We start from the raw sequence: 13,283 nt of genomic DNA, 5'->3' as shown, positions 1-13,283 counted from the left end.
AGGGGCCTCGCTCAATCTATTCCCAACTCATCCCAGATCGCATCGACCCGCTGTTTCACCGCCTCCTCCATCTGGATCGGCGTACCCCACTCGCGGGTGGTCTCGCCGGGCCATTTGTTGGTGGCGTCGAAGCCAATCTTCGAGCCCAGGCCGGAGACCGGCGAGGCGAAGTCGAGATAATCGATCGGCGTGTTCTCGATCAGCGTGGTGTCGCGGGCCGGGTCCATGCGGGTGGTCATGGCCCAAATCACGTCGTTCCAGTCGCGGGTGTTGATGTCGTCATCCACCACGATGACAAACTTGGTGTACATGAACTGGCGCAGGAAAGACCAGACGCCGAGCATCACCCGCTTGGCGTGCCCAGGGTACTGCTTCTTCATGCTTACCACGGCCATGCGGTAGGAGCAGCCCTCTGGTGGCAGGTAGAAGTCGGTGATTTCGGGGAACTGCTTCTGCAGGATCGGCACAAAGACCTCGTTCAGCGCCACGCCGAGGATTGCCGGTTCGTCCGGCGGCCTGCCAGTGTAGGTGCTGTGGTAGATCGGTTCTTCTCGATGGGTGATGCGATCGATGGTGAAGACCGGGAAGCTCTCCACCTCGTTGTAGTAGCCGGTGTGGTCACCGAAGGGGCCCTCCGGGGCCATGTCGTCGGGGTGGATATGACCCTCCAGCACAAACTCCGCCGACGCCGGCACCTGCAGGTTGTTGCCGATAGACTTCACCACCTCGGTGCGTGAGCCGCGCAGCAGCCCGGCGAAGGCGTATTCGGAGAGGGTGTCGGGCACCGGCGTGACCGCGGCGAGAATGGTGGCCGGATCGGCGCCCAGCGCCACCGTTACCGGGAAGGGTTCGCCGGGATGGGCCTCTTGCCACTCCCGATAATCGAGTGCACCGCCGCGATGGGCCAGCCAGCGCATGATCACCCGGTTGCGGCCGATTACCTGCATGCGGTAGATGCCCAGGTTCTGGCGCGACTTGTTGGGCCCCCTGGTGATCACCAGTCCCCAGGTGATTAGCGGGCCGGCGTCACCGGGCCAGCAGGTCTGCACCGGCAGCTCGCCCAAGTCCACCTCGTCAGCCTCGGTGCTGATCGCCTGACAGGGGGCGTTGCGCAACTCCTTGGGGGCCATGTCCAAAACCTTTTTAAACACCGGCAGCTTCTGCCAGGCGTCCTTCATCCCCTTCGGCGGATCGGGCTCCTTGAGAAAGGCGAGCAGCTTTCCGACCTCGCGCAGTGCGCTGACATCTTCCTCACCCATGCCTAACGCAACCCGCTCGGGAGTGCCGAACAGATTGCCGAGCAGTGGGTAGCGGGAGCCCTTGACCCGCTCGAACAGCAGTGCTGGCCCGCCGGTCCGAAGGGTGCGGTCGCAGATCTCGGTGACCTCCAGGTTCGGGTCGACCTCACTGTGGATGCGTTTGAGCTGGCCGCGTTGTTCGAGTTGCCGGATAAAATCGCGCAGATCCTGGTATTGCATGGCGGTGCTACAGAGTTGGTTGAGACCGGGAGACCCTACCCAGCCAGGCAAAATGGGTCAACTTTGCCACCCAAGCCCATTTTATGGCGACGTCAATTTGGCAAAGTAGGGTTTATGGGGCATAAGAAAAACTTGAAAAATCTGTTTTGGAAGCTAGTGTTAGCAAAATCTAATATATCGGGAGAATAATTCCATGTACGCCAAATTCATGGTCTGGCTGTTGCCAGCACTACTGATAATTAGCGGGGTTTCTGGTGTGTCAGCGGCCGAACTGCCGAGCGAGCCGGCGATCTACCGGGAGATCCCCCGTGAGTTCCGTCTCGATGGGACGGTCGAGGCGATCAATCGGACCACCGTCTCCGCCCAGACCCAGGGGGTGGTAGAGCAGATCCTGGTCGATGTGGATGACTTTGTAGAGAAGGGCATGCTGATCGTGCTGCTCAACGACACCCAGCATCAGGCTAAGCTGAAACAGGCCCAGGCCGAGCTGAAGGAGGCGGTGGCGCGGCTGCAGGAGGCGCAGGATGAGTTCAAGCGGGTCAAGGGGCTGCACGAGAAGAAGCTGGTTTCCCAGTCGCAGATGGACAAGGCCACGGCGGCCCTGAAGTCGGCCAAGGCGCGTCGCGAGGCGGCCAGCGCGGGTCTCGATCAGGCCCGTGAGCAGCTCGAATACACTCGGGTAAAGGCCCCCTACAGTGGCATTGTCACGCACCGTCATGTGGAGGTGGGTGAGATTGCCCAAGCGGGTCAGCAGCTGATGCGAGGCATCTCGCTGGATGAACTACGGGTCACTGTGGATGTGCCGCAGAGCCTGATCCCCACCATCCGTAAGTTTGGCAAGGCGTGGGTGGAGCAGCCGGAGGGTGGCTTCGTGGCGGCGACCAGGCTGACGATCTTCCCCTTCGCTCATCATGGCAGCAATACCTTCAAGGTTCGGGTCGACCTGCCGGAGGGGGTTAAGGGGCTGTTCCCTGGCATGTTCGTCAAGACCTCGTTCCTTACCGGCAGCAAGCGTGAACTCGTGGTGCCGGCAATGGCAGTGGTCTACCGTTCTGAGGTGACCGCGCTCTATGTGATCGATGCTGATGGTCGTATCGGTTTTCGCCATGTGCGGGTTGGTCACTACACCGAGGATGGCATGCAGGCGGTGCTGGCGGGGCTCTCCGAGGGCGAGCGGGTGGCGCTCGACCCGGTGGCCGCCGGTGCGCTTCTGAAGCAGCAGCGTGCGGAGGCCGCTAATGACTAAGCTGGGCATCTCCGGGCGCATCGCGGAGCGCTTTCTGGTCACTGAGATCACCCCGCTGCTGGCGCTGGTGGGGCTGTTGCTGGGGGTGTTTGCGGTGCTGGTGACACCGCGCGAGGAGGAGCCGCAGATCAACGTCACTTTCGCCAACGTCTTCATCCCCTTTCCCGGAGCTACCGCCAAAGAGGTGGAGAGCCTGGTGGCGACGCCGGCCGAGCAGGTGCTCTCCGAGATCGATGGCATCAAGCACGTCTACTCTACCTCGCGTCCCGGCATGGCGGTGCTGACGGTGCAGTTTCTGGTGGGCGAGGATCGAGAGGACGCCATTGTGCGCCTCTTCTCCAAGGTCTACTCCAACCAGGACTGGTTGCCGCAGAACCTGGGTGTGGGTCAGCCGATTATCAAACCCAAGGGTATAGACGATGTGCCGATTATCACCGCCACCCTCTGGTCGGAAAACCCAGAGGTGGGCGCCTATGAGCTGGGCCAGGTGGCACATGCTCTCGAGTCAGAACTGAAACGGGTGCCCGGGACCCGCGACATCTATACCATCGGCGAGCCCGACCGGGTGGTGCATGTGCTGCTTGATCCGCAGGCCCTGTCGGGCCACAACATCGACCTGAGCGATCTGCGCCGGACGCTGCAGGCGGCCAACCAGATCCACGACTCGATCACTATCACTGCTGATAACCGGGAGCTGCTGGTGCAGGCCGGTACCTTTCTCACCTCGGCGGAGGAGATCGGCCAGTTAGTGGTGGGAGTACAGGAGGACAAGGCAATCTACCTGCGCGATGTGGCGAGCATCAAACATCAACCCGACCTGCCGGCACAATATGTCTGGATGGGTGGTGGTGCCCAGGGTGCGCAGAAGGGGCTGCAGCCGGGGATGAGCTATCCTGCCGTGACCATTGCGGTGGCGAAGAAGGCGGGCACCAATGCGGTGGAGATTGCCGAGTCGGTGATCGAGCGGTTTGCGCAGCTCGAGGGCACCTTCATCCCCGATGGAGTCGAGGCGACCATCACCCGCAACTATGGTGAGACCGCCGAGGCCAAGGCCAACAAGCTGATCACCAAGCTGGCGTTTGCCACCCTCTCGGTGATCGTCCTGGTGTTTCTCGCCATCGGCTGGCGTGAGGCCTTTATCGTTGGTGGTGCGGTGGTGGTGACCCTGGCGATCACCCTGTTCGCCTCCTGGGCTTGGGGGTTCACCCTCAACCGGGTCTCGCTGTTCGCGCTGATCTTCTCCATCGGTATTCTGGTGGATGACGCCATCGTGGTGGTGGAGAACATTCACCGGCACCTGCAGATGGGCTCCAAGCAGCTGCTGGAGGCGATTCCGGCGGCGGTGGATGAGGTGGGTGGCCCGACCATCCTGGCTACCTTCACAGTGATCGCAGCACTGCTGCCGATGGCCTTCGTCACCGGCCTGATGGGCCCCTACATGAGCCCGATCCCGATCAACGCCAGCACCGGCATGTTGATCTCGCTGGTGGTGGCGTTTGTCTTTACCCCCTGGCTCACCAATAAGGCGCTAGCCAATCAGGCAGAGCAGATTGCTGCCCATGCCCATGATGAAAAAGAGGAGACCGGCCTGAGCCGTTTCTTCGGCCGCGTGATGCGGCCCTTGCTGCTCGGTTCCCGCGGCAACCGCAACCGCTGGTTGCTGCTGAGCGGCATCATGCTGCTGATCGTGCTGTCGATCTCGCTGGTGGTGAACAAGGCGGTGGTACTGAAGATGCTGCCCTTCGATAACAAGTCAGAGTTCCAGGTGGTGCTCGATATGCCGGAGGGGACCAGTCTGGAGCAGACCACGCGGGTACTTAGCGAGATGGGTGACTATCTCGCAACAGTGGATGAGGTGAGCGACTATCAGGTCTATGCTGGCAGCGCCGCTCCGATTGGCTTCAATGGCCTGGTGCGTCAGTACTACCTGCGTGAGGGGGCCTACCTGGGCGATATCCAGGTCAATCTGGTGGACAAACATCAGCGCGATCGCAAGAGCCATGAGATCGCCCGGGCGGTGCGCGAGCCGCTGCGACAGATCGCGTTGACCCATAACGGCAACGTCAAGGTGGTGGAAGTGCCGCCGGGACCGCCGGTGATGTCGCCGCTGGTGGCGGAGGTCTACGGTCTCGACTATCGTGGTCAGACCGAGGCGGCTTGGGAGATCCGCCAGGTGTTTGAGAACACGCCGGATATCGTCGATGTGGATGACAGCGTCGAACACCCCGCGGCGAAGTTTGTGGTGCAGGTTGATAGGGCTAAGGCGGCACGCCTTGGAGTGCCGCAAAGCAGCATCGTCGAGGCATTGGCGACGGTGCTGGCTGGTGAGGATGTCAGCTTTCTGCACGGTGAGAACCTGAAGTATGCGGTGCCGATCCGTCTTGAGTATTCAGATGCCGACAAGGCCGATCTGGAGCAGGTGTTGTCGCTGCGGCTGCGCTCCCAGAGCGGCAGTCTGGTGCCGCTGTCGGAGATTGTTGAAGTGATCCCGCGGGTGCGTGAGTACTCGATTTACCATAAGGATATGATGCCGGTGGTCTATGTTACCGGTGACATGGCGGGTGAGACCGACAGCCCGCTCTACGGTCTATTTGGGATCTCTGGCCAGCTCGATGGGGAAGGCGGTATCGACCAGTGGTTTCTGAGTCAGCCGGAGAATCCTTACGAGTACAGCCTGAAGTGGGATGGTGAGTGGCAGATCACCTACGAGACCTTCCGCGACATGGGCATTGCCTACTCGGTGGGGCTGCTGATGATCTATCTGCTGGTGGTGGCCCAATTCCGCAGCTACCTGGTGCCGCTGGTGATCATGGCGCCGATCCCGCTGACGGTGATCGGCATCCTGCCGGGTCATGCACTGATGAATGCGCAGTTCACCGCCACCTCGATGATCGGCATGATCGCGCTGGCGGGCATCATTGTGCGTAACTCGATCCTGCTGGTGGATTTCATCAATCAGCAGGTGCGGGAAGGGATGGTACTGGAGGCGGCGGTGGTGCGCTCGGCGGCGGTGCGCGCCAAGCCGATCGCACTCACCGCGCTGGCAGCAATGGCCGGTGGCCTCTTCATCCTTGACGACCCGATCTTTTCGGGGCTGGCGGTATCGCTGATCTTCGGCCTCTTCGTCTCCACCCTGTTGACCCTGGTGGTAATCCCGGTGGTCTACTATGCGGCGATGCGTAACCGGGTCGAGATGCTGCGTGCCGAGGCCTGAGTGGGGCTGTTAAGGCGATAGTTCGTGACTCGAGGGTAGCTCGCCCTCGGGTCGCCCTTCGCTTGCTGACTGATGTCGTTGTTGCCCCTGCCATTCTGCATGTGACGCCCTTATTCAAGCCTCAACATTTAGTGAGCTCTGCCGATGAGGTCTGAACGGAAGGAACTATCTTCCAGCCGCAGAACCCGCTGTGGCAGGTTGCCACTGGACATAGAGACAGTCTCATGCAACAGCTGTTATCCCGATCTATCACCATCTCTGTTTTGTTTGTGTCGCTGCTCGCTTGGGGCTTGAGCGGTGCAGCAATGGCCGACACCATACTCAATTTCGGCGTCTATACGGCGGACAAACCGACTTCGGTAGTGCGTCAATTTAGGCCCCTGCTGAGTGGGCTCGAACAGCGTCTGAGCCTGTTGCGCGGTGAGCCGGTAAAGATCCGCATCCAGGTGGCAAAAAACTATCAGACGGGCATAAACGACCTGGTCAAGGGACGGGTCGATTTCTCCCGTTTTGGGCCGGTTTCCTACATCTTGGCGAAGCGGCAGAATCCGAGCCTGAGCATCATCGTGGCGGAATCCAAGCAGGGGAAAAAGGAATACAACGGTGTTATCTGTGTTCACAAAGATAGCCCGATAAAACGGATCGAAGAGTTGGCCGGCAAGCGGTTTGCCTTTGGCAATCAACGTTCCACCGTTGGCCGCTATCTGTCGCAACTCTATCTGGTGGAGCATGGGGTGCGGGAGAGTGATCTGGCGTCGTATGACTACCTGGGGCGGCACGACAAGGTGGGAATGGCGGTGGCAGCGGGTACCCATGATGCGGGGGCGCTGAAAGAGAGCACCTTTTTCAAGTTGGCCAAGAAAGGCAAGCCTCTGCGGCAGCTTGTCACCTTTCCGCTGGTCACCAAACCCTGGATTGCCAGGGCAGGATTGGCCCCCGAACTGCGGGCCCAACTGCGTCAGGCACTGCTGGAATTTCGGGATGACAAGGCATTCAAGGCGCTGAAGAAGGATGGCTTCCTGCCGGCGGACGATACGGATTACGATCGAATCCGCCGTGCGATCGAGCAGAATGAGCAATTTTTTGCGGATTAGTCGGGCGGTTTGAGTGACAAAGCAGATAAAGATGTTGCGCAGACTGCAATGGATCCGTTGGCTGCAGGATTGGCCGCTGTGGCTGCAGTTAGGCCTGGGGCTGGCGATCATCATGTTGTTGGCGGCACTGGGTGGCGGAGAGGTGGTGCGCCAGTTTGAACAGCAGCGTCAGCTGCAGGCTGCCCGTCAAGATGCCTCCCATCTATTGTCGGTGTTGGCGGCCTCTGTGGTGGAGGCGGTAATTTCGGAGGATATCCCTCTGTTGGAGGCCCAAGTGCGGCAGCTGGTGTTAACCGATCTGGATGTCTACAGCCTACAAGTGGTGAATGAGGTGGGCGTGCAGCTGCTGAGCTGGCAAAGGGACAAGTCGGCTCCGGCAGCAAATGTGGTGCTGCAACGGCAAGGCATCGAGCTGGAGGGCGAGCGGTTTGGNGAGATCCAGATCGCTCTAGACATGACGTCCCGTTATGCTGAGGTCAAGTATAGCGTTGAGCTGGCGAGGCAGCTGTTGTTTCTGCTGCTGTTTCTGATCGCCGCAGCGCTGCTGCTCCTCTCCGAGTTGTTGGTGGTGCGGCCGCTGAGACAGATTGGCGAGCGCATCCATGCATTGGGTGACGGGCAGCTAGAGGGTGACCTCGAGCTGAGGAGCTCTCGCGACATGAATCTGCTGGCCGAGAGTGTGAATATGCTGGCGGATGCCCTGCGCAACGAGGATGTGCATAAGCAGGAGCTGAAGATGACCAAAGAGGCGGCAGTGGCGGCGAGTCGCTCCAAGTCCCGTTTTATGGACAACATGAGCCATGAGCTACGCACCCCGTTGAATGCGATCCTTGGTTTTTCCCAGCTGTTGAGCAGTGACGATGACGAGCTGCTGAGCTCCACGCAGGCGAGTTTTGTGGCGGGAATCAATGCTGCCGGCAGCAGCCTGTTGCAGCTGGTGGATGAGCTGTTGGTGTTGTCCAGAAACGAGTCTGATGACCTGGAGATTAGTCTTGAGTGGGTTGAGCTCCAGCCACTGCTAAAGAGCTGCTTGGGGCTTGTGGAGTCTTTGGCAAAGCGCAGTGGGGTGCGGTTGGTGACGGTAGCTGCCGAGGGTGGGTTGGTCTCTGTGTATGCAGACCGGGAACGTCTAAAACAGGTGTTGTTGAGTCTGCTGTTCCGTGCGATCGAGTTCAGTGGCAAGGGCGGCGTGGTTGAGTTGCTCGGTCCCGAGCCGGGCGAGTTTGGGGTGCGCTTGCAGGTGACTGACAGTGGGCCGGGGATGGGCCTTGAACAACAGTTACGGGTGTTTGAGGGGTACTCATGTGGTGAGGACGGCAGTGGGTGTGGAGGTGCCGGTATCAGCCTTGAACTCTGTCATCGATTGATCCAGATGATGGGGGGCATTATGGGGATGACGAGCGAACCAGGTCAGGGCTGTAGCTTCTGGATTGAACTGCCTGATATAGAAAGCGCTGAGCCTCAGCTGCAGGCGTCGGTGTCCGATTGATGGATCTCATCGGTTTGTCGTTCCATCTGCCCCATGATCGATTGCCGAAAAGCGGCTTAATGGAGTGGGAGCAAAGTATGTGTTACGCCATCTATACGATTCTTATCGGACTTTTTCTCATCTACAGTGATGCCGTGCTGGAGCCACTCGCGCTCTCGGAGCTGGTGGGTGAGGGGGAGTGGATGGTGGTGGCCCTGGGGTGGGAGATGGTGTTTTCGATCTGGCCGCTACTGCTGATGGCGATGGTAGTAGCCAGCGCTCTGACATTTTTTGGTATGCGTTGGCTGAAGTGGAGTTAGGCGCCAGGCGTACCCGGGTGGCCTCTGATTTATTAACAGCCTGTGCTGAGTCCGACAGGTCGTCAATGCTCCTGATTCCGGTTGCGAGGTCGCCGAATCGATGGTTAAACGGTTAATTTAGGTCAGCCGATGCTCATCTATCTTCACGGCCTTAACAGTTCCGGTGGATCGGCCAAGGCCAGGGTGTTGCGCGATGCTCTGCCGCAAATCAGCCAGGATGCGCCGACTTATCCGGCGCATCGTCCGGTTCAGGCGGTTGCAGCACTACAGGGCTATTTTGAACAGCTGCTGGCATCGCTTTCCAGCGGCGAGCCGCTGCTGCTGATCGGTAGCTCGATGGGGGGATTCTACGGGCGCTATCTGGCGCAGCAATTGCCCTTTGACCATCTGCTGATGATCAATCCGGCGTTGCAGCCCTGGGACTTGTTGCCAGAGCATGAGGGTTGGCAGGAGACTGCGTTGGGAGAGCATTACTATCTGTCGGCGCAGACCTTCGCTGAGACTCGTGATTACGCCGTCGAGGCTGGCGACGGCCCAGTGCCAGTGACCCTGCTGCTGGATGAGGCGGATGAGGTGATCGACTACCGCATCGCCGCGCGGATCTTTCGTGGCAGTGCCGATCTGCATATCTACCCGGGCGGCGATCACGCCTTCCAACACATGGATGAGGCGGTGGCGATCATCGCCAGGCTGCACGCCGGGATTGCTGAGCGCAAGCGTGTTCCCGGATAGCAGCGTCGCGGCCTGGCGGCTGTTCAGTCGTCGCTCTTGTGCAGCACTTCGCCTGCCTGGTTGACTACCTCCACCCCCACCGGGATACCTTCGCGGATGCTGGCAGTAACCACGCAGAAGTCCTCGAACAGGTCCATGCAGCGCTCGAGCTTCTTTGTTTGCAGCAGTTCGTCGCCGGCGGTGATGCGCACATCCATGCGACCGACCCGCAGGCGTCGCTTCTCGTTGCGCACCATGGTGCAGGTGACCTCGGTCTGCACGTTGCGGTCGGGCACCTCCTCCTTCGCCAGGCAGAACATCAGGCTGGCGCTGAGGCAGTTGGCGGCGGCTGCCGCCAGCATGCGCGAGGCGTTGGGGCCGTTGCGTTCGCCGAGTGGCGGAGGCTCGTCCATCAGCACATCCTCGGCTTTTTTAATGTCGAACTTGACGCGGAAGGCGTAGTCTTCTTCCTGCTCCAGGTGGATGGTAAATTTGCCAACTTCCGACATGGTTCTATCCTCGTTTGGTTATTTGGCTGCCGAGTGGCCCTTCAGCGGGGGCGCGTCGGGATTGAGTGATTATCGATGAGCTGTTGCCAGGCTGAGTGGCGGTGGATCAGTTCCAGTGCATCGTTGAGTAGCTGTTTGCCAGGCTCGGTGCGGTGCCAGGTGGAGGCACCGGAGGGGTGCGGCAGGGGGATCAGATCGGCCGGGCTGTCATTGAGATCGATCGAGTGGCACTGGCCGATCACCTCGGTGAGTCTATTGAAGTGGCAAAATTGCTCGATCGCCAGCTTGCCGACCGGGATCAGCAGGCGTGGCTGCAGCAGTTCGAACTCGCTCCGCATCCAGTCGGCACAGTGGGTGATCTCCTGCTTGTTTGGCACTCGGTCGCCTCCCTTAGGCTTTTTGCCTGGAAAACAGCGGCAGACCGCCGCCATGTAGACCTGGCTGCGAAACTGTGCCTCATCCATGCCGATCTGCTGAAACCATTTGAACAGGGTCTTGCCGGCGGTCCAGGCGAAGGGGTGACCGGCTGGGCCCTCCCGGTCGCCGGGGGCCTGGCCGATCAGCATCACCGCTGAGAGTGCCGGCTGGCCTGTGACCACCGGGCCGATCATCTGCGGACAGCGCTGGCAGGCGCGAAGCTGCTGTTGATGGTGTTGCAGGGCTTGAAGCGTGCTCATACGGAGAGTAGTTTTCGCTTTTTGGTTCTGGTGAATCGAGAGTGATACAGACCTTGCTTGGTTTCGGGTTTGCGCGCTGTTCGGGGCGCTGTTTATCTGGCTATTGCCCATTGTACTGATCCTGCGCTCAGACAAAACGGCTGGTGTAGAGAAGCTGCTGTGGCTGCTGGTTGTGCTGTTTGTCTCTTGGTTTGCCTGGATTCTGTATGCGCTGTTTGCCCCGCTTGGGCCGATCGACAAAAGGAGAGTGTGAATGAAAGCGGTAGTGATGCCTGCACCTGGTGGTCCTGAGGTGCTGTTGTATGAGGATATCCAAGAGCCGGGGCTGGAGTCGCCGAGCCAGGTCAAGGTGCAGATCCGGGCGGCCGGGGTCAATCCGGTGGACACCAAGATACGCAGCCGCGGGGTATTTATGGCCGACGGCCTGCAGGCGGTGCTGGGCTGCGATGCGGCTGGGGTGGTGGTCGAGGCGGGCGAGGCTGTGCAGCACCTTGAGGTTGGCGATGAGGTCTGGTTCTGCAATGGTGGTCTGGGGGGGAGCCACGGCAACTACGCGGAGTTTGCGGTGCTCGATGCCTGTCTGGTGCGCAAGAAGCCAACTACCTTCAACTTCGAGCAAGCCGGTGCGGCGCCGCTGGTGTTGATCACCGCCTGGGAGGCCCTGTTCGGTCGGGGGCGTCTGGCTGAGGGGCAGACGGTGCTGATCCATGCCGGAGCTGGTGGGGTGGGCCATGTGGCGATCCAACTGGCCAAGTCGGTTGGGGCGCGTGTGCTGACCACGGTTAGTTCGGTGGAGAAGGCTGACTTTGTGAAGTCTCTGGGGGCGGATGAGGCAATCCTCTACACGCAAGAGGATTTTGTCGAGGTAGTGGACCGTCTCACCAAAGGGCGGGGCGTCGATCTGGTGCTCGATACGGTGGGGCCAGAGGTGTTCGCCAAGTCGATTCCAACGGTGGCCCACTACGGAGATCTGGTGACCCTGCTCGATCCGGGTGGTGAGCAGGTCTGGAAAGAGGCGCGCAACCGTAACATCCGCGTCGGATTTACCCTGATGCTGACGCCGATGCTGCGTGATCTGCCTGAGGCACGAGACCATCACGGCGAGATATTGGAGCAATGCGCCGAGCTTGCGGATAGCGGCAAGCTGGATCTGCGGGTTAGCCGGGTGATGCCGTTGGAGGAAGCGGCTGAAGCTCATCGCCTGGTCGAGGTGGGGCATACTCGGGGCAAAATTGTATTGATTCCTTGAGTGTTTCGACGCTAAAAAGTCGCTGTTTTTCTCTCTCCGCGTCTCCTATGTCGCGGAGAAAGCGAGTTGAGGAGGGGCGTTTTTTCACGATAATTGTCAGGCTTGATCGCACAGTTTGAGTGTCCGGAACGAAATTCTTATAGATTTCGCTGAGAATCCGGGTAGAATTGTATATAAATAAACGCTAATACTCTTACACTGGTTCTTGGTTTTGGTTTGGCTCCTGTGGGGCGGGAGGCAGGCCATCGGGTCGGGCCGCCGTGTGCGGCGCATCGCAGTTTGACGATACAGCAACAGGGAAGCATCAAAGTCGTAATTTAGTTGCCGAACAGTTAATTGTGACCGAACCCGAACTGGAACGGAGACGATGATCATGGCAGGCAATCTCGACTCGATAGATCGGGTACGCATAATTCGACAGGAGCTGACCAAGATGGCAGCTGGCGGGGCGATGGAGATGACGTCTGATTCATCCTGCGCGCTTCTGCGTAACTATTTCGACTTCCTCGAACAGCAGTTGTCAGATGCTGGGGCGATTCCTGATGTAAGCCAGATCCAGGAGATGCTGCTGGAGGTCTCGGAGTTTATTCGTTCCGGGAAGACGGGCTACTACTCTGACGAATACGGTCGGATTCTCAAGCGACTAGTCAGTATCTATGCCGGCGGCTTCAGCTCCAGTAGCAGCAGCGCCTTCACGCTGACCTCGGCAAACTATGCCGATGTGGTGGAGGCGATCAGTAACCGCTTTCCCGGTTACGACTACACCGAGGCGATGGGACAGTTGCTTGCCTATATGGAGCAGCTTTTCGCCAACCGCAAGTCAGACTGGAAGACCATCTACGAGCACATCATTTCCATGCCCGAATCGGTTGAAGCCAAGCGCCTGATTAAGGCTGCGCGCTTTGAGGAGGTCCGGCAGTGGGCGGAAGAGGGGGCGGGAAACCTGTTTGGTATCCGTGCGGATCTGCTGGAGGTGATCGGGCAGCTCAGCGCTGAGATTGATCAGTTGAATGCCGATATCGAGCACCTCGGGCGGGCTTGGCGAACCGGCCGGGTGGTAAGTTTGGCGGCCCGGCGCAAGGCGAATGAAGTGCCGGCCCTGATCGAGGCGAGGGAGCGTGTGATTCATCAGCGAATGGATAAACAGAACCTGGTTGAGTTAATCGAATCGAATATCGAGGAGTTCGAGATGCTGCTTCGGAGTGCCCGCCGGGCGTTCTTTTTTCACATCGTTTAGGGGCGTCTGGGCGGGGTGTTTGGAAACTGCCCCAGATAGTCGGCCCGCCACCAGTTGCCGCTCTCCCGCCGCTCCTGACT

The 13,283-nt window shown here is 59.7% G+C and carries 12 protein-coding genes; 9 read left to right on the top strand and 3 right to left on the bottom strand.

The window, feature by feature from the left end:
* Window positions 1-11: 11 nt before the first annotated feature.
* Window positions 12-1,478 carry a 4-hydroxy-3-polyprenylbenzoate decarboxylase gene (ubiD, locus tag RIFP1SYM_RS00055; protein ID WP_005958461.1) on the bottom strand — a complete coding sequence of 489 codons (1,467 nt, stop codon included), beginning with the start codon at window positions 1,476-1,478 and terminating at the stop codon, window positions 12-14.
* A gap of 193 nt (window positions 1,479-1,671) precedes the next feature.
* Here ubiD and RIFP1SYM_RS00050 point away from each other — a divergent pair, with 193 nt between their 5' ends.
* The 6 genes from RIFP1SYM_RS00050 to RIFP1SYM_RS00025 all read left to right on the top strand — a co-directional run bounded on the left by RIFP1SYM_RS00050 (window position 1,672) and on the right by RIFP1SYM_RS00025 (window position 9,552).
* Window positions 1,672-2,724, top strand: coding sequence for an efflux RND transporter periplasmic adaptor subunit (locus RIFP1SYM_RS00050; protein WP_005958459.1), 1,053 nt, complete (start codon window positions 1,672-1,674; stop codon window positions 2,722-2,724).
* Complete coding sequence (locus RIFP1SYM_RS00045) at window positions 2,717-5,938, top strand: efflux RND transporter permease subunit (RefSeq protein WP_039959359.1); 3,222 nt, start codon at window positions 2,717-2,719, stop codon at window positions 5,936-5,938. Before RIFP1SYM_RS00050 ends, RIFP1SYM_RS00045 begins: the two co-directional genes overlap by 8 nt.
* Before the next feature lie 224 nt (window positions 5,939-6,162).
* Window positions 6,163-7,032, top strand: coding sequence for a phosphate/phosphite/phosphonate ABC transporter substrate-binding protein (phnD, locus tag RIFP1SYM_RS00040; RefSeq protein WP_005958455.1), 870 nt, complete (start codon window positions 6,163-6,165; stop codon window positions 7,030-7,032).
* A 31-nt stretch (window positions 7,033-7,063) separates the two neighbouring features.
* Entirely contained in the window at window positions 7,064-8,521 is a 1,458-nt protein-coding gene (locus tag RIFP1SYM_RS00035; RefSeq protein ID WP_039959356.1) for a HAMP domain-containing sensor histidine kinase, read from the top strand.
* Between the two features lie 77 nt (window positions 8,522-8,598).
* Window positions 8,599-8,820 carry a hypothetical protein gene (locus RIFP1SYM_RS00030; RefSeq protein WP_006474614.1) on the top strand — a complete coding sequence of 74 codons (222 nt, stop codon included), beginning with the start codon at window positions 8,599-8,601 and terminating at the stop codon, window positions 8,818-8,820.
* Between the two features lie 129 nt (window positions 8,821-8,949).
* Window positions 8,950-9,552 (top strand): YqiA/YcfP family alpha/beta fold hydrolase, encoded by a 603-nt coding sequence (locus tag RIFP1SYM_RS00025; RefSeq protein WP_005958452.1) that lies wholly within the window; start codon window positions 8,950-8,952, stop codon window positions 9,550-9,552.
* 23 nt (window positions 9,553-9,575) lie between these two features.
* Here the strand turns inward: RIFP1SYM_RS00025 and RIFP1SYM_RS00020 are convergent, their stop codons facing one another.
* Together RIFP1SYM_RS00020 and RIFP1SYM_RS00015 are read right to left on the bottom strand one after the other, a co-directional pair.
* Window positions 9,576-10,040 carry an OsmC family protein gene (locus tag RIFP1SYM_RS00020; protein ID WP_005958451.1) on the bottom strand — a complete coding sequence of 155 codons (465 nt, stop codon included), beginning with the start codon at window positions 10,038-10,040 and terminating at the stop codon, window positions 9,576-9,578.
* Window positions 10,041-10,081: 41 nt separating this feature from the next.
* On the bottom strand, window positions 10,082-10,717 hold the full coding sequence (locus RIFP1SYM_RS00015) for a uracil-DNA glycosylase family protein (RefSeq protein WP_006474616.1): 636 nt from the start codon (window positions 10,715-10,717) through the stop codon (window positions 10,082-10,084).
* A gap of 103 nt (window positions 10,718-10,820) precedes the next feature.
* On the opposite strand from RIFP1SYM_RS00015, the gene RIFP1SYM_RS19100 reads away from it, so the two are divergent.
* The 3 genes from RIFP1SYM_RS19100 (at window position 10,821) to RIFP1SYM_RS00005 (ending at window position 13,203) form a co-directional block, all read left to right on the top strand.
* Entirely contained in the window at window positions 10,821-10,970 is a 150-nt protein-coding gene (locus RIFP1SYM_RS19100) for a PLDc N-terminal domain-containing protein (protein WP_005958449.1), read from the top strand.
* Window positions 10,971-11,966, top strand: a complete 996-nt coding sequence (locus tag RIFP1SYM_RS00010; RefSeq protein ID WP_005958448.1) for a zinc-dependent alcohol dehydrogenase family protein — start codon at window positions 10,971-10,973, stop codon at window positions 11,964-11,966. It begins immediately after the preceding gene.
* 373 nt (window positions 11,967-12,339) lie between these two features.
* Entirely contained in the window at window positions 12,340-13,203 is an 864-nt protein-coding gene (locus tag RIFP1SYM_RS00005) for a hypothetical protein (RefSeq protein ID WP_006474617.1), read from the top strand.
* Window positions 13,204-13,283 lie beyond the last annotated feature (80 nt).

The organism is endosymbiont of Riftia pachyptila (vent Ph05) (assembly GCF_000224455.1).
GTDB classification, from domain to species: Bacteria; Pseudomonadota; Gammaproteobacteria; order Chromatiales; family Chromatiaceae; genus Endoriftia; species Endoriftia persephonae.
Note: the sequence above shows the minus strand (reverse complement) of the source record. Positions and strands in the feature narration are given on the sequence as shown.